We start from the raw sequence: 19,853 nt of genomic DNA, 5'->3' as shown, positions 1-19,853 counted from the left end.
AATTAAGTTTGCTTCTTTCTTATTTTTCGTTCTTCTTCAAAGATAAAATGTATAATATCTTCTCTGGAAGTCTCGTCAATGTAAATGTACTGAATTCTGTGTTCATACAGGCCAGGCTTGGCTTCCAGCTCTTGAACCTTTAGAACATTGCATATCATTTCGTACTCTTTATCGTTAATATTTCCCGGTAGTCTATAGGAGCAGTAGATTGTACTACCTTCCTCGTACATGAAGTTGGCAACAAATCTCAGGCCTCCTCCGCTGATATCTACCACAACACTTTTTTCAAGGGAACCCGGATCAACAAGATATTTTCTGTTTCTCTTGAAGGCTTCAAATTCTTCGGTGCTACATAACCTTGACTTAAGTTCCAAAGCGCAGCTGAATCTGTAATATTCCCTTCGTTGGAGCTTTTGCAGGTTGCTCGTCAGATCCAGCACCAAAATATACATGTTGTCGCTTCTGTACCGGTCTACAATCCTGGAATAGCATTGGAAAAGTCCCTTGGTGGAGTAAAAGCACAAACTGTACTCTCCGTCCACAGGCAGCAGCACAAGTTTTCCCTTCTCAAAGGGCATCAGCACCTCTATCCTGTCGTCAGAGGTGATATCCATGACCTTACTCATGTAGATCTGCTTTGTCCTAGCATCCTCATCCATCCAGATTTTGCCGGTAGCTTTCAGTTCTACTCTGTTTCCCGGTGAAATGTAATCAGCCAGCATAAATTGTCAGTTTCTCCATTTTCTCATAAGAAATTAGTTGGTAGTGTTTTGTAAATTGACAGGGCCGCTTGTCCCCGGCATTTGAGCACTGCTCAGTTTCCTGCCTGTTATGATATGTGAGAAAAAAGCAGCCATTCCCCTCTGCTTAATCTCCTTTGCCTCAGCCGGACTTACCAGTTCTCCGGCGATTCTCTCAAAAGCCTTAACCGACTTGGCATTGGGATACTGAAGTGAAACAGGTGACTGTTGCATCACGCTCCTTGACAGCATCTGATCCTGCGGTATCGCCCCCATATAGGTAAGTGGGAGTTTCAAATATCTTGCGACGACAGCATTTAATTTGTTAAACAACTGCTGACCTTCTTCGTCGGAGGATACCTTGTTGGAAACAACCTTGACCTTGGTGAAGTCTCTTGAGAACCTCGGCGTCTGATTAAGAGCCTTCAAAAGCGAATAGGAATCCGTAATTGATGTCGGCTCCGGAGTTGTAACCAGAATAATCTCACCACTGGCTACAAGGAACTCCATTACTGCACTGGAAATACCCGCTCCTGTATCTATTATTATTATATCAGCAATTGCATCAAGTTCGGCAAGATTTACGATAATATAAACAAGATAATCGCGGCTTAGATTGTACATGCCGGATATTCCTGATCCGCCTGAGATAAAACCGACTCCTTCAGGTCCCCAGGTTATGATATCCTTGATATTCTTGCCCTGATAAATAAGATCCGATAGATTATGTCTCGGAATGGTTCCGAACATTATCTCTATATTGGCCAGTCCGAAATCCGCATCGAGAATAATAACCCTCTTACCCATTTTTCTGAACTGAACCGCAAGGTTTATGGCCACATTGGACTTGCCTACACCTCCTTTACCACTGGTAACGGTAATGATTCTGGCAAGCGGTCTTTGGGGCACACCCTGACTTTTTATGATATTTCGTAGTTGTTGTGCCTGATCCATAATAATCCCCGAATTAATTCTTTCCACCCAATAAATGTTTAACGATACGCTGAGCGTCAAATACGGCTATATCATCCGGAACATTCTGACCGTTGGTGATATATGCTATAGGTGCCCCTGTATGCATTCTGACATTATAGAGGTTACCCTTGGCTCCGGTTTCATCCATCTTGGTAAAGATCAGCTTGTAAGCCACCATGGATGAATAACAATCAGCAATTTCTATCAGATCTCTGTACTTGGTAGTAGCTGACAAAACGAGGAAATTCTCACATTCCATCACATCCTCCAGAACTCTGATAAAGTTCTCAACGCTCTCCTTGAGTTCCTCGTTCTTAAGCGAATGTCCGGCCGTATCTACCATGATGTAGTCATAATCCTTGAAATCTTCTGCAGCCTGCCTCATCTCATCCTCGGAGTATACAACTCTGAAGGGAATTCCGATTATTGAAGCGTAGGTTCTTAGCTGCTCCGCTGCGGCAATTCTGTATGTATCAACTGTCAAAAGTGCTACTTTTTTCTTCTGATTAACTGTAAGATCCGTTGCCAGCTTGGCAATTGTAGTGGTCTTACCAACGCCGGTGGGTCCGACAAAGATCTCTGCTCTCGGCCCGTTCTCAACGTTATCTATGGGTTCGGATTTGCCAAACTTAAGTACCATCTTCTGATATACATTGGACAGAGCAAAGTCAAAGGGCATTCCGGGTTTACATATTTTCTCAACTTCATCCGTAAGCTGATTGACATAGATCTCATCAACTTCATTCTCTATAAGAGTATTATACAACAGTTTTATGAAGGACAGAGTCTCCTCGGAGATGTCGCTCTGCTTGGGCGTTCTCAGGGTCTCAAGTCCTGATTTGGCAGGCTCCTTAAGTTCCTTTGAAACGTCATCTTTTTCACTGAATTTAATATTTTTCTCCAGGAGGCTACTGAGATTATCGAGTTTTTCCTCGATAGCGCTGCTCTCATCGATGATATCCTTTGGCCTAGCGGGCGCAGAAGGCATTGACTGAGTAACGGCGCCGAGAGTCTGAGCCGTATCCTTCACTGCCTCATCGATTACAGGTTTTCTCGGAGTCGGCCTTGAGTTCTTATCGGGAGAAAAAGTCCTCTGCGGTTTCTCTGTCTCCTCCTCAAGAGCCACCGTCACCTCGATTTTCTGAGACTGAAACAGCGCAAGAAATCCGCTTTTTTTCATGGGTCTTACGTTCATAACGACGATGTTCTGCCCAAGCTCCTTCTTAGCCTCATCTGTTGCTTCACTTTCAGTTTTTCCAACATACTTTTTAATGATCATATTATGCAGTTACCATCCCCACTGATTGCAATTCTATGTTAGGTTCCACTTCGTTGTAGGAAATTACAACCAAATCCTTGTAGTAATCCTCGGTCATCTTCTTGAAATACATTCTGACAATGGGCGAAGCCATTATAATAGCTTGTTTGCCGGCTTCCTCCAGCTTTTGTACCTGTTCCCCTACAGCATTCAGAATGGATTTCGTTCTGGCAGGATCCAGAGTCAGATAAGCTCCGGTCTCTGTCTGTTTTACGCTGCTTAGGATCTCCTGTTCAACCTTAGGATCCAGAGTGACTACCGAAGTTGTTTCACCCACAGCAAAATATTTGCTTGAAATTGCTCTCTTAAGACTCTGTCTTACATACTCCGTAAGAATATCGGGATCTCTTGTGGACGGAGCAAAATCAGCCAGTGTCTCAAATATCGTAACAAGGTCTCTGATAGATACGCCCTCACGCAGGAGATTCTGAAGCACTTTCTCAATCTCTCCAAGACTCATGAGCTTAGGCACAAGCTCGTCAACAAGAGCGGGATTGTTCTCTTTGAGATTATCAACAAGATTCTGCACATCCTGTCTGGTCATAAGCTCGGCGATGTGCTCTCTTATTATCTCAGTAAGGTGCGTAGCAATGATCGATGGCGGATCTACTACGGTGTAACCAAGGCTCTCCGCCCTCTCACGCTGTCCTTCCGTGATCCAGATCGCAGGTAGATGGAAGGAAGGCTCGAAGGTTGGAATACCAGTGATCTCGTCCTCGACATGTCCGGGATTCATGGCCATATAATGATCAAACAAAATCTCGCCATCACTTACCTGTATACCTTTAATTTTAATGATATATTGATTAGGATTCAACTGAATATTATCCCTCAGTCGAATGATGGGAACCACCGTACCAAGTTCCAGTGCTACCTGACGCCTTATCATAACAACTCGGTCAAGAAGGTCTCCACCCTGATTGACATCAGCAAGAGGTATAATACCGTAGCCAAACTCAAGCTCTATAGGATCAACCTGAAGAAGGCTGGTAACATTCTCGGGCTGTCTGATCTCCTCAGCCTGCTGTTCTTCAGGTGTAGCAACTTCCGTCTCTGTCTTGACCTCTTCAATAGTTCTGCTGGCAACTCTTCCAAGTAGGATAAATCCTGCTCCGAAGGTAACATACAGTACCGTAGGAAGCGGTGATAAAATACCAAGTCCTGCAACTACACCGCCTACAAGGTACAACGTCTTTGGCATACCAAAGAGCTGATTGATAAGCACATGACCGAAATCCGCTTCTTTTGATCCCTTGGTAACCAGAATGCCGGTACTCATGGAGATCATCAGGGAAGGAATCGAACTTACAAGACCATCGCCCATGGTAAGGATTGAGTAAGTATCGATAGCTGCATTTACATCCATTCCACGTCTTAGAACGCCCATTGCGATACCGCCCAGTAGGTTGACTGCCGTGATAATAAGTCCCGCGGTAGCATCACCCTTTACATACTTGGTGGCACCGTCCATGGCTCCGAAGAAGCTGGCCTCTTCCTGAATCTTCTCTCGTCTCGCCCTTGCTTCCTGATCCGTAATGGCTCCGGTGTTAAGGTCGGCATCAATAGCCATCTGTTTACCTGGCATAGCGTCCAAGGTGAATCTTGCTGATACTTCAGCTACACGCTCAGAACCTTTATTGATGACCATCAGCTGTACGATGATGAGAATTACATATACGATGGCACCTACGATCAGATCGCCGCCACCCACGAAGGAACCAAATACCGTGATAACCTGTCCCGCACTTCCCTGGGTAAGAATAAGTCTTGTGGAGGATACGTTAAGGGCGATTCTGAAAATTGTGGTGAAAAGCAGGATTGTAGGGAAGAAAGACATCTCCAGAACATCCTGTGCAAACATTGCGGTGAACATAATTACAAAGGAAAGTGACATATCCATCGCAAGAAGTATATCCAAAAGCCAGTCCGGGAGCGGGATGATCAGCATTACAACCGCTGCCACGATATATAGCGCCAGGCCGTAGTCATATATTCGATCGACTATTCTTTTTTTATCCATCCCATGTCCCCCTTTCTAAGTATTTGACAGTACAGCTAAAAAAAGTACTATCATACCTTGCCCTGTAAGTGATAAACATATGCAAGAACCTCAGCAACCGCCTTGTACAGCTCCGGCGGTACCAGCTCGCCGACTTCAACGTTGGCATAGAGCATCCTGGCAAGGGGCTTGTTCTCAACAATCTCAACGCCGTTTTCTCTGGCTGTTTCCTTGATCCTCTGAGCCAGATAATCGGCACCTTTGGCGATGACCATTGGTGCTTCCTGTTCCTCAGCATCATATTTGATGGCCACTGCGTAATGTGTAGGGTTGGTGATGACTACATCCGCCTGAGGGAGCTGCTGCATCATACGTCTCTGGGACGCTTGCATCATTCTCCTTCTCTGAGCTGATTTAACGGCAGGGTCTCCTTCGGAGTTCTTGAACTCGTCCTTAACTTCCTGCTTGGTCATCATCATATCTTTGTTAAACTTGCGTCTCTGATAAATAAGATCCGCTAAGGCAATTATCATGTATGCTATGGCAATTCGAAGTCCCAGGTCAAAAATAAGATTTCCCATAAGGCCAATTGCCTGTCTTAGAGGCATGTCATACAAAAGGAACAGGCTCTCATCTCTGCCGATAAAAAATGAATATATAACCACAGCCATAACAAGGAGCTTAAGTATTGACTTAGCCAGCTCGAAGAGTTTTCTTGTCGAAAAGATCTTCTTCATACCTGAGATAGGATTGAGCTTGGAGAGCTTAGGCTGCAGCGGCTTGGAGGTTGGTTTAAATCCTACCTGAACAATGTCGCTCAAGAATGCGATCAGGAAACCTATCAGGAAAAATGGTGCACACAATAGCAGCATTGTCAGCATTGCGTTATTAAGTGTGCTGGTTATATAAGCCCAGGGAAGATGTCCGTCATAGGTTCTGGCAATATTTGGAATGTTGTCATACACTCTTCCAAATATACCTACAAAGTTCTCGCCCATGAAGCCATAGCCAAAACGAAGTATCAAAAACAAAGCGAGTAAGCTGAAGGCAGTGGCGATTTCCTGGCTCTTCGCAACCTGCCCCTCTTTTCTGGCATCATCCAGCTTTTTGGCGGTGGGCTGCTCGGTTTTCTCAGCACCGTTGGCATCCTCAGCGAAGAACTGCAGGTTATATTCTATTCGAAGCTGAAACCTCTCTTCTTCAGCCGCTCTGCAAGCTGTAAACAAATCTTTCCATCAGCTCCTTCATGTTAATGAAAATAAAGTTGGCAGCATCATCCAGCATTGTAACAGTGATGAACATTATCATTAGTCCAACGATGATCTTGATCTGAATACCAACAGAGAACATGTTCATCTGCGGCGATACCTTAGCCAGTACGCCAAGAACAACGTTGGTAATAAAGGTGATGATAAATACCGGAAGACAGATTCTGAAACCTATAACAATGTAATCCCTCATAAAAACAAGCATTGATTCAAGGAATCTGTCGGGATTGATCACCGCACCGTTTATCGGAACAAGGGTAAATGTATCTGCAAGTGCCCTAAGTATGTACTGATACATTCCCGTGATAATAAGCATCATTGTGAGAACTTGTGAATAAATTGTTCCCGTGATTGAAACCTGCTCGTTGGTATTTGGGTCAAACAGAGAAACCATTGACAGACCGATCTGCATATCAACGACGGTTCCTGCGAAATTGGCTATCAGTTCACAGATCATGACTGCGTAGCCGATAACCCAGCCGACCATAACCTCTTTTAACACAATAACGGTGTATCCGGTTATCGTATTGTATGCCGGCGGATTAAAAGGCACTGCACCGTACAAAAGTATCGCAAGTAGCAGGCCAAAACCTATCTTAACCAGGTTAGGTGTCTGTCTTCCTCCAAAGAAGGGGGCGACAAATATAAAGCTTGTAACTCTTACAAAGATCAATAGAAATATCTCAAGATCTCCGTAGCTGAAGGAATAATCAATCATGGCCCCGTCCTCTCCTTCGCCTTATCGGACATATTTGGAAAAATCCGACCAGAGAGAAATGATATATCCCGATAATTCGGTAAGCATCCAGTTGCCAAGAAGCATTATCATTACAAATACTCCGATTACCTTGGGCACAAAGGTAAGGGTCTGTTCCTGAATTGACGTAACGGTCTGAAAGATTGAAATAATAAGACCGATTACCATCGATGTCAAAAGGATAGGCAGTGACATCTTGATAACCATATAGAGGGCTTCGCTGATTATTAAGTTGATATCTGAAATTGTGATCATTATCTTCCCTCCCTCATATGGTTTAATGACTTAATTCTTAAAATATCAATAGAACGATTTCACCAGATTGCCGATCACAAGACTCCATCCGTCAGCCAGGACAAAGAGCAGAATCTTGAAGGGCAGCGAAATTGTTGTGGGCGGCAGCATCATCATACCCATACTCATAAGTACCGACGCCACAACCATGTCTATTACAATAAAAGGAACATAGATCAAAAATCCTATGATAAATGCAGTACGAAGTTCACTGACGATGAAACTTGGAACCAGAACAATATTTGGAATGCTCTCCAGCTCGCCATCCCACTCTATTTTGTCAATATCCATGAAAAGCCTTACATCCTTGGTCTGAGTCTGGCCGTACATGAACTGCCTGAAGGGCTTCATTGCGGTGTCAAAAAACTCCTTCTGATCCATCTGACCGTCTTCAAAGGGCACAACCGCCGTATCATAAGCCTCTTTTAACGTAGGCTGCATAATGAACAATGTCATAAAAAGAGCGATTCCGATGATTACTATATTGGGCGGCGAAGTCTGAGTACCTATAGCCGTTCTTGTAAAGTGAAGCGCAACAATGACTCTGGTAAAAGAAGTCATCATTACGATAAGAGTCGGTGCAAGAGAAATAAGCGTTAAAGTAATGAGTATCCTAAGCGCACCGTTGAGGGATCCGTTGCCGTTGTCATAGGTTACCGTAACGGTATTGGCAATATTAAGTTCCTGAAGGTCTTCAGGATCCTCGGATACGCCGGGCGGATTGATATTGGTCCTCTCATCCTTCTCCCCCGTCAGATGCTGATCCTCATCAAGGGTTGGATCCGTAGGTGTTGAATCCTGGATGATATTCTCCGTAGCACCGGCTGAAATAGGAATGGAAAAAGAAAGAAATGCGAACATGCCAATTAAAGCAAGAGCCGAGATCAGCCCCTTCTTAAGATTGATTTTCAGATTGTGATTCCCATCTCCCCTTAGTCTCTTCATTAACCCTTTTTCTCGCCTTTAAATTTTTCAAGTATATCTTTGAAGCTAACGTTTTCCTGAGTTTCATCCTTGATGATAAGATCTTCCTTATTCACATCACCAAGTGATGTTACCTGGTCCTTGGACACTGCTATGGCGACGTATCTGCCGCCTATCTGAACTATCTGAATATACTTGGTCTGAGAAATCCTGCAGGTTTCAATAATCTTGATGTTTTTGCCGGTATTTCCCATTCCGCTCTGATAATTCGCGATCCATTTGGTGACATAGTAGGCTGCCGCAAGAACCAGGATAAAAATGATCAGGACCGAAATAAACTGTAAATATGTACTCCCCGTCATTTGCGGTCTCCCTTTTTTACTGAACGATCTCCGTTACACGGACACCGAAACTTTCTTCGATAACTACTACTTCTCCCTTAGCTACGAACTTACCGTTAACCAGTACGTCAACAGGCTCACCGGCAACCTTATCAAGCTCTATGATGGTTCCGGGTGCAAAATCAAGAATATCCGCAATGGGCTTGGCTGTTCTTCCAAGTTCTACGGTAACCTCCAATGGTACATCCTTGATAATACCGATGTTCTCGCCGCCTGCCATAATGGTGGTTCCACCTGCAAAATTCTGGAACTGAGCAGGCTGGATATTCATATTCATCATCTGGGGCATCATCTGCATCTGAGGCATCATCTGCATCTGAGGCATTCCCATCTGGGGCATACCCATCTGAGGCATTCCCTGCATCATTGAAGGATCCTGAGCAGGCATAGGTCCGGGTGCCGGAGCAGCTTCCGGAGCGGGCGCGGGTGCCGGAGCAGGTGCAGGTTCAGGAGCAGCTTCAGCGCCTGAATCACCAGAAATAACTGTATCCTTCAGAGTCTTGGCAAAATCTATGGGATACAACTGCATAAGCGTTGAATCTACAAGATCTCCGACCTGCATCTTGAAGGAAATTCTTACGAAGGTTCCTGTCAGGAAATCCGCAATATCCGAAGGATCGTCATTAATCATGTCAAGAAGGGTAGCCTGCGGTGGGCTGATATCTACCTTCTGATTGATCATGGTGGAAAGAGACGTAGCCGCAGCACCCATCATCTGGTTCATGGCCTCAGAAATGGCTGACAGTTGGAGCTCTCCGATCTCACCTTCCGTATTGGTACCGTCTCCGCCCATCATAAGGTCGGTGATTACCATTACGTCGTGTTCTTTCAGGATCAGGATATTGGTTCCGTCAAGACCTACGGTGTATTTGATCTGGATAAATACGCAGGGTCTCTCATAGTTATTGATCACAGTCTCCCAGGTAGCAAGCTCAACCTGAGGGGTTGTGATATTTACTTTCTGGTTAACAAGGGAATACAGCGTTGTTGCCGATGATCCCATGCTGATATTGGCCACTTCACCGATGGCATCCTTTTCGGAATCCGTAAGAAGTGACTCATCTATTCCGCCTGCAGCAGGCGCCGATGCGGCAGCAGCCTCGGCCGGAGCATCTCCTGCTCCATCACCGCCGGCATCACCTCCACCGCCGGAAGTATCCATACCGGCCAGTAAAGCATTAATTTCGTCCTGGGATAACATTCCATCCATGCTCTACTCATCCTCCTCTCTTACAACCGACGTAATTTTGACGGCATACTTGTCTTTGGCAGTTCCGGGCAATGCAGTAAATTTGAAGAGATTTCCTACATATATCTGCATGTCCGTATTTACTCTGTTATCAAGCCTTATTATGTCTCCGGCCTGTAAATGTACAAAATCATTAACTGAAACATTGCACTTACCAAGTATCGCTTTTACAGGAACATCAACGTGCTTGACCATGGTTTCAAGGGTCTCTTCATAGTCCTCGTCGTTGTTCTTCTGCATTGTTGAGAACCAGAACTTGGTATTGAGCTTGTCCATAACACTCTCAAGAGTGAAGTATGGAAGACAGACGTTCATCAGACCTTCCGTATCACCGATCTTGATGTTAAGCGTTACGATGGCGATCATATCCGTTGGTGAGATAACCTGTGCAAACTGCGGATTGGTCTCAATTCTCTCCATTACGGGATTGATGCCTGCTACGTTCTGCCAGGGCTCTACCATCAGCTGCATACAGATGGTAACAAGCTTCTCTATAAGGGGCATCTCAATGTCGGTGAAGGGTCTTGGTTTATCAAGGGTTCCTCCCTCACCTCCAAGCATTCTGTCAATAAAGGAAAAACCTATATTTGCCTGCAGCTCCAGAATGATGGTTCCCTGCAACGGAAGGAAATTGATAACTCCAAGGATTACAGGGTTTGACAGGGCGTTACTGAACTCGGAATATGTTACCGTCTCAGAGTTGGCCACTGATACCGATACATTCTTACGAAGATACAAAGGCAACGTGGTAGACAAAAGTCGGCCATAGTGTTCGTAGATCATCTCCAGAGTACGAAGGTGTTCTTTTGAGAACTTCGCGGGACGTTTAAAGTCATAGTCTTTGACTTTCTTTTCGTCCGCGGCCTGCATTTGGTCTACATCAAGCTCACCGGTTGAGAGTGCTGCCAGCAGACTATCTATTTCATTTTGTGACAGTACTTCACTCACAATGTCTCTCCTCTCTTAAAACTTTTTTCTGTAAAAAACATTACTGATACAGCACACTTGAGAAGCTTACTTCATAGATAAAGTTGGAACCGAACAGATCCTGAACAGATTCAAGGATCTCATCCTTAACAGTAGCTTCGTTGGCCTGAATCTCTTCCATAGTGTGTGATGACAGAACTTCCTGAACCTTAGCCTTTATAAGGCTCTTCTTGGCTGCCATTGATTCGGAACTTCCCATTGTTGCGTAGTCCGTATTGGCTGTATTAAGTGAGAATACAACTTCCACAACCATGTAATGTGTCTTTCCATCGGCTCCTGCCTTCAGGTTGATTGTCATCTTGTCATCGCCGGTAAGTTCGAAGGTAGCAAGGTTGTCAACGCCTACAGGCTGAACTGCCGAGCCCCCGAAGCCTCCGCCGGAGCCACCGCTTGCTTCAAGTTCAAGAGCAGCTGCTATATCCGATATCAGTTTGGCTGTCTGGGAATTGGTGGACATGACGCTAAGAAGCATAAATCCTGTCATTCCCAGATTGATAACAAGTAATGCCAGAATAATGATGGATAAAAGGTTCTTTTTCATTGTCTGTTTTTTCCTCCTGCTCAATAAGAAGCGCTAAGTGGATTGTAGATCTTAATTTCAACACGTCTGTTTCTTGCCCTGCCTTCGTCCGTGGAATTATCAGCAATTGGGTCGTATTCCCCTCGTCCTGTATGTACAATCTTTGAAGGGTCCAGGTTGGTGTTCTCTTGAAGATAATAGAACACCGACAGAGCTCTTCCGGAACTTAGCTCATCGTTATTGGAATACTTTCCTTTTCCTCCCATGGGTATGTTATCTGTATGTCCCTCAATCTCGATGGTTCCTCCGGCGTAGGTCTCAAGGATCTGTCCCACTTTGTCAACGACGGGAAGTGCGTCCTCCTTAAGATCAACCTGTCCGGAATCAAAAAGTATTGCGCCCTGGATTGTGAGCTGCACATACTGACTTGTGTAATTTACATAAACCTGATCTTCTATTTCTCCCTCTTCAAGAGCTTTCTCAATCTTCTCAGCAAGCTCAGCGGATGCTTCCAGCTGTTCCTCTTCCGCTGCCTCCATGAGTTCCTGCTGTTCCATCTCTCCCACCGCATCTCGTTCCTCCTCAGCGTCATCGCCGCTCTGGGCAAGGCCCATTGATGTGGTATAAGCAGATAACTCAGTCAGCTGGGACACACCGTCTCCAATAAGTGCTCCCTTGCCAATTGCCATCTCACCTCCGGAAAAGATACCGAAGGCTGAACTGAAGGATGCTGCCACCTCTTCAAACTTCGCCGCATCCATACTGGCCATTGAGAAAAGCAAAACGAAGAAGCAAAGAAGAAGATTCATCAGGTCACCGAAAGTTCCCTGCCACGCAGGCAAACCCGGTTTAATCTCTTCAGGTTTCTTTGCCATTATTCGCCGCCTCCATCGCTGGAACCATTCTCTGCCTCATAAGCTGCCCTGTCGGCAGGTGAAAGGAATGATTTAAGCTTTTCTTCGGTAACACGGGGGTTTTCGCCGGCCTGAATCGATAACAGACCTTCAATTATGATACTTTTTGCCATATATTCTGCATTGTCCCTGGCTTTTAACTTATTCTCCGCCGGGTAACAATACCAGTTAGCAAGAACTGAACCATAGAATGTAGTGATAAGAGCAACCGCCATGGACGGTCCGATTGAAGAAGGATCTGACATGTTCTGAAGCATCAGAACCAGTCCGAGAAGTGTACCGATCATACCCCAGGAAGGGCCCATGCCGGCAACGTCTCCGTAGAATGAATAGTTTTCTTTATGTCTTTCGGACATGGCATCGATCTCGGCTTCCAGAATGCTTTTTACAAGCTCCGGTTCTGTACCGTCGACGATAAGTCCTACGCCTTTTTTCATGAAAGCATCTTCAAGATTACCTGCCGCTTCTTCCAGTGCAAGGAGTCCTTCCTTACGGGCTGTATTGGACAGGTCGATGATCTGTTTGATGGTGCCCTTAGTGTCAAAATTGGGCATCTTAAAGATAAGGGTGTAAGCCTTCAGACCGTTAATGAAACTTGGCATGGTTCGCGAAGCAAGAACCGCCATGAAGGCTCCTCCGAATGTGATCATAGCAGAAGGAGCATCCAGAAAGTACTTTACACCGGTGATTCCTGCACCGAACACAATACTCAGAATCATGAATATGAAACATAATACTACACCAAGTAATGACGCTATATCCACGTAATATACCCCCTTATAGTATATTTATACTACCTGTTCATAAGAAAATCACAAAAGACCAACAAGGTCATCCTTCCTGGATCATTTTTACAATCTCATCCAAGCTTTCTTTAACAATAAGTTTCCTTCCCCCGCTTAGAATTATGACTGTGTCCGGACTTGATTCAATTGTCTGAATACACCGAGAATTAATGACTATTTTTCGTGTATCCATCTTGGTCAAAATAAGCAATTGGCTGTCCATGTCATCTCATCCCCCGATGAATTTCAATTAGCCTATTATTTCAAGAATTTTGAAATTTTATTTCTGTCTATCTATATTTTATCATTTTTATCCCCCTAAATCTCCATGTAATGTTCACATTTTGGTCACAAATGGAGAATAATTTCATTTAACGAAAAATTATATGAAATTAATTTGCTAAAACAATAAATATAAAAAGGCATAATACTATATATTGTGGTATTAAAATAATTGTACCACTTATAAACGTAAAAAACAGTAATTTTTTGATAAAACAAAAATGGCGGCTGAAAATTTATTTTTCAGCCGTCATTTTATTATATAAAATAAGTTCTTAAGCGATTTCACGAACAGCGCAGCCCTGCTTGGCAAGAACTGTTTTCATGAAATTTTCAGCCTGCTTTGAAGTCTTGAATTTGGCGATATACATATACTGACCCATAGCTTCCCAATCTGATTCAGGCATAAAACGGTCGATCATAACAGCTTCGCCGAACTTCTCCATGAGCTCTTCATGGGAGAACTTGTAGCAGAAATGCTCTTTTCTTGCTGCATAGGCGCAGTAATAGGTATCCTTGGAAACCAGTTTCTTTAAATCCTCTCCCTTGACCATTCTTGCGTACAGGTCATAGATATCGCAGGAGCCTGTAAAGTTCATCATATCAAGAGTGAAACCGCCGGGAGCTCTCATGTTGTGCTCAAGTACTGATAAATCGCCCTTCTTCCCGATTCCAGGATAATCCTGGTCAAGTTTGATAAATTCAATATGAGCAAGGCCTGACTTGGCACCAAGGGTATCGATTATCTTTTTTCCAAGAAGATGCACATTAAGAGGCACCTTGGGAATTGTAAAGTAAGATAAATCATTTCCTTCAGCGACAGCATCCATGATAGGATCACATTCCATAAACTGCTCGAATACTATCTCACCATTGGCATCATAGATAGCATTGAATGCACAGATTCTTCCGGAGAGGAACTTCTCCATAACATAAGTAGTCTCGGGAAGCTCATCAAAAAATGCCTTCAGTTCCTTGTCATCTCTGATCTTCCAGGTTCCGGATGCCCCCATTCCTCTCTCGGGCTTAACAATAACAGGATAGCCAACCTTCTTGGCGAACTGCTTAGCCTTTCTAAGGTCAGTTATTGTGATCTGGGGTGCTGTAGGGATCATGGCATCTGCATACATCTGATGCATCATGGCTTTATGTACGTATTTATCAATCTCGCTGCCCTTAACGCCTGTATTAACATTGAAATCCTCGCGGAGTCTGGCGTCATTTTCAAGCCAGAATTCATTCTGGGATTCGATCCAATCTATTTTTCCATAGTTAAATGCGAAATATGCTACTGCCTTGTATACCTGGTCATAATCCATAAGTGAATCAACCTTGTAGTACTCGGTAAGTGCCTCCTTAAGCATATCAGAAAGCTCATCATAGGGAGCATCGCCGATACCAAGGACATTAACGCCGTTCTTTTTTAATCTGTCGCAAAAATTGCCGTAGCACTCAGGATAATTAGGTGATATAAAACAAAAATTCATTACTTCTCTCCTTTTTTACTCGAAAACCAAAAGCTCATTCCTTAACACTAATCCATTCCCTTACGGGTTCCTCCCCTTTTTTACCGTTAAATACTATGTCTGCGCAGACGAGAAGTATGCATAATAATTCTGTCAGCGGAAATGCAATCCATGCACCGTTTATTCCGATAACCTTTATCAGAACAACGGCAAGTCCCGCAATCATCAGGTTCTCAGCTATTGAAAAGACATTTACCAGAGTAATTTTCCCCTGACTCTGATAAACCTTCAGAAGAAGATTCAGTGCTGTGTTGAAGATCAAAAATGACGGGAACACCAAAAGCATGTCTCTTGTCATAATATAAGCCTCTTCATTAAAATCAAAATAAAATGATGCGATCATGCCGGAAAAGATCATAAGTACAGCAGCTGCAGTGGCAGAAAGAGCTGCACCGATCTTCATGGCAAAGCTAAACCCCTGGGTAAAGCTCTTTTTATCCTTACTTCCGTAGTACATACTTCCGATAAAGAGGAAGGCTCCAGCACAGCCCTGGGGTATTGCACCAAGGAAGCTGCAGAGAGTTCCCTGAACGTTAGCTGTTGCAATGGCGGGAATGCCAAAGCTGCTGACAAGGACTCTGTTAAAAACATAAGCCTTAACTACGGTTCCCAGCGTAAACATAAGGTTCGGCGAACCAAGTCTGATGGCTTCAGGCATATCCTTGAACTTAAGGTTCTTAAAGCCAAGCTTCAAAAGTCTTCCGCTCTTGGTAAAGCCAGGAAGCATGATGGCTGCGGATAGAAGGTAGCTTACTGATGAAGCCAGGCCCATTCCGAAGGTTCCCATGTCCAGCACCAGTACATTAACCAGGTCAAGAATTATGTTTGAACTTATCATTGCCACAAGGCCGAAATAGGATTTTTTTGTATCGTCGTTCAGAGGCAGAAAGATCATAAATATGGCACACAGGACGTCCCCCACAAATCCAAGGGAATATCCCGAAATATAGTCCATAAGGAGCTGCTTTGAGCTTTCATCTGCTCCAAGAAGCTGTGACAGCACAGCTCTGAACAATATGCATATAGCAGTGGACAGTATGCACAGAAGGGCCGCCATAAATATACAGGTTGAAAAAAGTGCGCTGGCTTCTTTACTATCCTTTTTTCCCATGGCGTTACTACAGAGGATCTCAAAGCCTGTAATAAGGATCATGAAAAATCCCACCGCTGAGATAACAGGTGCAAAAAGGCCTATTGCTCCAAGGGCCTCAGAGCCAATGTATCTGCCGGTAATAACGCTGTCGATCAGAGCGTTTGTTGCCGACACCAAAATACCGATTATCTGGACCGGGAGTAGTTTTAAGTATTCTCTTTTAATATCTTCCTGTTTCTTCACTTAGAGCTCCTCCTTGTCTTTTTTGCAATAAGGATTGTAAGGCTACGGGGTTCTAATGTAATACTGTCGTTTATATCAGTTTTCTTATACTTCCTGTTGGCAGAGGTTACGTAAAGGCTCCATTCAAAGCCTTCCGGAACGATGGGGAGTCCTAAAGTCTGGTCTTCCCAGAAAGCGTTCACACCGCAGTATATGAAGCAGTCTTCATCTGCATTGTGATCAGCCTTCGTCTCAGCATACATAAACCCGAAAGTTAAGAAAGGTGCATTCTCATCAAGCTCCCAGGGAGTGGTTCCATGGAAGGAAAGCTCCGGGTAATCGCTTGAATTCTTGTCAGTTCCTTTATATGTGGATCTAAGAACAGGATGATCCTGCCTAAGTTTAATTACTTCTTTAAAGAAATCGTGTACGTCCTTGTGGGCCTTCTCGTTTTTCCAGTTAATCCAGGAAATCTCGCTGTCCTGTGAAAAGACGTTGTTGTTACCCTTCTGTCCGTTTCTGATCTCGTCACCTGCAAGCATCATGGGAACGCCGCGGCTTAGCATAAGAAGCGCGAAGGCATTTTTTACCTGCTTGCTGCGAAGGCTCTCGATCTCTTTATCATCAGATTCACCCTCTACACCGCAATTCCAGCTGTAGTTCTCATGGATTCCGTCTTCGTTGTTCCAGCCGTTTTCTATATTGTGCCTGTCGTTGTAGGAAACCAGATCATTCATGGTAAAGCCATCGTGGCAGGTCACATAGTTAACACCAAAGTGTGTGTAAGTTTCGTTGTAAATATCAGGAGATCCCTTGATGCGCTTTATCAGCTCAGGGCCTGCGCTTTCATCACTCTTGATGAATTTCCTGATACAGTGTGAGAACTTGTCGTTCCACTCTCCCCAGCGGGAATCAGCGGGGTAACAGCCCACCTGATAAAGTCCTGAAGCATCGATAGCTTCAGCTATCAGGATTGCATCTGCAAGAATAGGATCTTTTGATATCATGTCGAGGACAAGAGGGTTACTCATTACTTCCCCTGTGGCGGATCTGCTGAGGATCGCTCCTTCGTCAAATCTAAAGCCATCCACATGATACTCATCCTTCCAGTATCTGAGGCAGTCCACGATAAAGCCTGCCACCATGGGATCATTACATTTAAAGGTGTTGCCGCAGGCTGTGTAGTCTGCATACTCACCGTTCTCATCAAGAATATAGTAGGAACGGTTGTCTATGCCGCGGAAATTGTAGGTAAGGCCCAGCTTTCCGTTATATTCCGCGGTGTGATTAAACACAACGTCAAGGATTATCTTTATACCGTTTCTATGAAGCTCCTGAACCATGTTCTTGAATTCATGAGCTATGCCGTCTGGAGTATTACTCTTGGCATAAGCAGCCTTCGGGGCAAAAAATGAAACCGTGTTGTAGCCCCAGTAATTGTAAAGAGGCTCTCCGTTGTAGGAACCGTTATCCTCCAGATCGTCAAACTCAAACACAGGAAGAAGCTCGATACAGTTGATTCCCAGGTCCTTGAGATAAGAAATCTTCTCTACAATGCCGTTATAGGTTCCTTTGCACTTTACCTTGGATGCAGGATCGTTGGTAAAACCTCTGACATGCATTTCATAAATTATTAAGTCGTTGTAGGAAAGGTCAATCAGTGGATTATCATCCCACCGAAACTCCTCTGTGAGAATCTTGCCTCTCATGGGAAGTGAAACATCCTTGTGCCACTCTTCTCTGCCCGTTACGCTCTTAGCATAAGGATCAAGAAGTGACCAATCAGGATTAAACCTTAAGCCTTCAGAAGGCTCATATCTTCCTTCAAATCTATAATTATAGGAAATCATCTTTGGATCCAGTCCATAGACGATGATCGAATAGTTGTTGCCCTTTTTGAACTCCTGTGGAATCCTGATGTTTGCAAAAACAGGTCCGCTGTCTTTTTTATATAGTTCAAGGATACATGCTTCAGCGTCTTTGGAATTTATGGAAAAATTGATTCCACCGTCACCTGTCAGCGACGCACCAAAAGGCAGCGCATGCCCCGGAGCACACTTAACTCCATCAAAAATATAGTTCATAGATTTTTTCCTCATAATCTAAACGAAACGCAAACGGCAATATTTAATCATAAATTTTTTCTAAAATCAATACAAAATACTGTTTTATAATTCACGTATTTTTATTACATTTGTATAAGACCATTATCTGCAACTAAATTTCACAATTACTTCACGATTTTTGCCTGTGAATGTGCTATTATCCTTATGTCAGCAATTCTTGCTGATTTCAATTTGGGCTATGCCCTTCAATTTTGACTGATCGTCAAAGAATCCCAAGTATGCTTGTACACAGGGTTAATAAACATTAAAGAAAGTGAGATTTTATGGAAGAAACAAAAGAATCAAAAGAATTACAGGAATTAAGACAAAGAGTAATTAACAATTTATCGATGCCCGAAGATGTTAAGCAGAACCTGCTGGATATCTTTGACAACAAAAAGCTGGCCTCCATCGCAACAGATACAATCAGTAAACTCGTCCTCTCTCCAGACATCCATCCCGAGAGATTCGATTATCTAATGCAGCACGTAACCGGAGACTATACCATCTTTGCAAATAGCTCCGCCACAAATGAGCCACCGGTAGATTCATTCGAGGCCAAGAAATCTATAACTGATATCCCCTCTTGGCTTAAGGATGAGCGATATGCAGATCTGGAAATACAGCAAGTGGCACAGGAATTTATATTTAACAGAATTGATATCTATTCCTCCAAGGCACTGCTTCTTCAATATTCTGCCAAAGCAGGAAAATCCAAAGGAGAAATCAACTATTCAAATATCTTAGATGTAATATTCGTCATACTAATGAAGGAATCTCCCAAACTTTTCAAAAACTTTGACAGCTCAAGATACATACATCGTGTAAACAAAGCTATATCTGACACAGGTATGGAGTTCCCTATGCTCAGAAATATAGCATTTGTACAGTTAGATAAGGCTCTTGAACAGTTTGTGAACAAAACCTATAATGAAGATGAAGATTTAGAGCTTCTTACATTGCTCGCCATGATTGCAGATATCAATCATCCCGCTGTAAGAGAGGCAATACGAAGCAATCCTTTTCTTTTAGATCTTTATAAGGACGTTGCCAAGTTTTCAGAGAATCATGAGGTTAGAAAAATGATAACTAATGAAGAACTTGAAATGCTTACCATAAATAGTTATAAGCATCAATTCAGAGAAGAAGGCCTCGCCGAAGGACGTGAAGCCGGTCTTGCTGAGGGTCGTACAGAAGGCCGTGCAGAAGGCCGTGCAGAAGGCCGTGCAGAAGGCCGTGCAGAAGGCCGTGCAGAAGGTGAAAGCCATATAAGTCTTGTATACAAATGGCTCCTTGATTCAGGACGCAATTCCGACATGGTAAAAGCCCTTGATGATCCTACGTTCAGAGAACAGATCTGTAAAGAATACGACGAAGCAAACAAGCAAACCTAAGCATTTTCATATGCCTCGACTCCTTGAGTCGAGGCTTTTTCTATCTTCATAAAATCTCCTCTCTCCCCCAAACCAGCATGGACATGGTGTGGATAAATCC

General features: G+C 43.8%; 19 protein-coding genes. 1 reads left to right on the top strand and 18 read right to left on the bottom strand.

Annotation, left to right across the window (positions count from 1 at the left end; all coding sequences use genetic code 11):
• Window positions 1–2: 2 nt before the first annotated feature.
• From G588_RS0109500 to G588_RS0109415, 18 genes are all read right to left on the bottom strand, one after another.
• Window positions 3–722, bottom strand: a complete 720-nt coding sequence (locus G588_RS0109500; protein ID WP_022778502.1) for a flagellar brake protein — start codon at window positions 720–722, stop codon at window positions 3–5.
• A 33-nt stretch (window positions 723–755) separates the two neighbouring features.
• Entirely contained in the window at window positions 756–1,694 is a 939-nt protein-coding gene (locus tag G588_RS19785; RefSeq protein WP_022778501.1) for a MinD/ParA family protein, read from the bottom strand.
• A 13-nt stretch (window positions 1,695–1,707) separates the two neighbouring features.
• The gene (gene flhF / locus G588_RS0109490; RefSeq protein WP_022778500.1) at window positions 1,708–2,994 is read right to left on the bottom strand and encodes a flagellar biosynthesis protein FlhF; all 1,287 of its coding nucleotides are present in this window, start codon (window positions 2,992–2,994) and stop codon (window positions 1,708–1,710) included.
• Window position 2,995: 1 nt separating this feature from the next.
• Entirely contained in the window at window positions 2,996–5,053 is a 2,058-nt protein-coding gene (gene flhA / locus G588_RS0109485; protein WP_022778499.1) for a flagellar biosynthesis protein FlhA, read from the bottom strand.
• Window positions 5,054–5,103: 50 nt separating this feature from the next.
• Complete coding sequence (gene flhB, locus G588_RS0109480; RefSeq protein WP_022778498.1) at window positions 5,104–6,258, bottom strand: flagellar biosynthesis protein FlhB; 1,155 nt, start codon at window positions 6,256–6,258, stop codon at window positions 5,104–5,106.
• On the bottom strand, window positions 6,233–7,018 hold the full coding sequence (locus tag G588_RS0109475) for a flagellar biosynthetic protein FliR (protein ID WP_022778497.1): 786 nt from the start codon (window positions 7,016–7,018) through the stop codon (window positions 6,233–6,235). Before G588_RS0109475 ends, flhB begins: the two co-directional genes overlap by 26 nt.
• A gap of 21 nt (window positions 7,019–7,039) precedes the next feature.
• On the bottom strand, window positions 7,040–7,312 hold the full coding sequence (gene fliQ / locus G588_RS0109470; RefSeq protein WP_022778496.1) for a flagellar biosynthesis protein FliQ: 273 nt from the start codon (window positions 7,310–7,312) through the stop codon (window positions 7,040–7,042).
• A gap of 45 nt (window positions 7,313–7,357) precedes the next feature.
• Window positions 7,358–8,296 carry a flagellar type III secretion system pore protein FliP gene (gene fliP / locus G588_RS0109465; RefSeq protein WP_022778495.1) on the bottom strand — a complete coding sequence of 313 codons (939 nt, stop codon included), beginning with the start codon at window positions 8,294–8,296 and terminating at the stop codon, window positions 7,358–7,360.
• Complete coding sequence (locus tag G588_RS0109460) at window positions 8,296–8,637, bottom strand: flagellar biosynthetic protein FliO (protein WP_022778494.1); 342 nt, start codon at window positions 8,635–8,637, stop codon at window positions 8,296–8,298. The genes fliP and G588_RS0109460 overlap by 1 nt, the downstream gene beginning before the upstream one ends.
• Before the next feature lie 16 nt (window positions 8,638–8,653).
• Window positions 8,654–9,886: a flagellar motor switch phosphatase FliY gene (fliY, locus tag G588_RS0109455; protein ID WP_022778493.1), complete on the bottom strand. Its 1,233-nt coding sequence runs from the start codon at window positions 9,884–9,886 to the stop codon at window positions 8,654–8,656.
• A gap of 3 nt (window positions 9,887–9,889) precedes the next feature.
• Window positions 9,890–10,873: a flagellar motor switch protein FliM gene (fliM, locus tag G588_RS0109450; protein WP_022778492.1), complete on the bottom strand. Its 984-nt coding sequence runs from the start codon at window positions 10,871–10,873 to the stop codon at window positions 9,890–9,892.
• Between the two features lie 40 nt (window positions 10,874–10,913).
• Entirely contained in the window at window positions 10,914–11,453 is a 540-nt protein-coding gene (locus tag G588_RS0109445) for a flagellar basal body-associated FliL family protein (RefSeq protein ID WP_022778491.1), read from the bottom strand.
• A gap of 20 nt (window positions 11,454–11,473) precedes the next feature.
• Window positions 11,474–12,307 carry an OmpA/MotB family protein gene (locus G588_RS0109440; protein ID WP_022778490.1) on the bottom strand — a complete coding sequence of 278 codons (834 nt, stop codon included), beginning with the start codon at window positions 12,305–12,307 and terminating at the stop codon, window positions 11,474–11,476.
• Complete coding sequence (locus G588_RS0109435) at window positions 12,307–13,110, bottom strand: motility protein A (protein ID WP_022778489.1); 804 nt, start codon at window positions 13,108–13,110, stop codon at window positions 12,307–12,309. Before G588_RS0109435 ends, G588_RS0109440 begins: the two co-directional genes overlap by 1 nt.
• 67 nt (window positions 13,111–13,177) lie before the next feature.
• Window positions 13,178–13,324 (bottom strand): flagellar FlbD family protein, encoded by a 147-nt coding sequence (locus tag G588_RS23515; RefSeq protein ID WP_081644310.1) that lies wholly within the window; start codon window positions 13,322–13,324, stop codon window positions 13,178–13,180.
• A 364-nt stretch (window positions 13,325–13,688) separates the two neighbouring features.
• Window positions 13,689–14,900: an ATP-grasp domain-containing protein gene (locus G588_RS0109425; RefSeq protein WP_022778487.1), complete on the bottom strand. Its 1,212-nt coding sequence runs from the start codon at window positions 14,898–14,900 to the stop codon at window positions 13,689–13,691.
• A 34-nt stretch (window positions 14,901–14,934) separates the two neighbouring features.
• A complete protein-coding gene (locus G588_RS0109420) occupies window positions 14,935–16,275 on the bottom strand; it encodes an MATE family efflux transporter (protein ID WP_022778486.1) in 1,341 nt (446 codons plus the stop codon).
• A complete protein-coding gene (locus G588_RS0109415; protein WP_022778485.1) occupies window positions 16,272–18,338 on the bottom strand; it encodes a glycogen debranching protein in 2,067 nt (688 codons plus the stop codon). Before G588_RS0109415 ends, G588_RS0109420 begins: the two co-directional genes overlap by 4 nt.
• 305 nt (window positions 18,339–18,643) lie before the next feature.
• Here G588_RS0109415 and G588_RS23015 point away from each other — a divergent pair, with 305 nt between their 5' ends.
• A complete protein-coding gene (locus G588_RS23015) occupies window positions 18,644–19,753 on the top strand; it encodes a hypothetical protein (RefSeq protein WP_242830354.1) in 1,110 nt (369 codons plus the stop codon).
• The last annotated feature ends 100 nt before the right edge of the window (window positions 19,754–19,853 follow it).

This window comes from Butyrivibrio sp. AE3009 (genome assembly GCF_000420845.1).
Classification (GTDB): Bacteria; Bacillota; Clostridia; order Lachnospirales; family Lachnospiraceae; genus Butyrivibrio.
The sequence above is the reverse complement of the archived record's forward strand: the minus strand, read 5'-3'. Positions and strand labels throughout refer to the sequence as shown.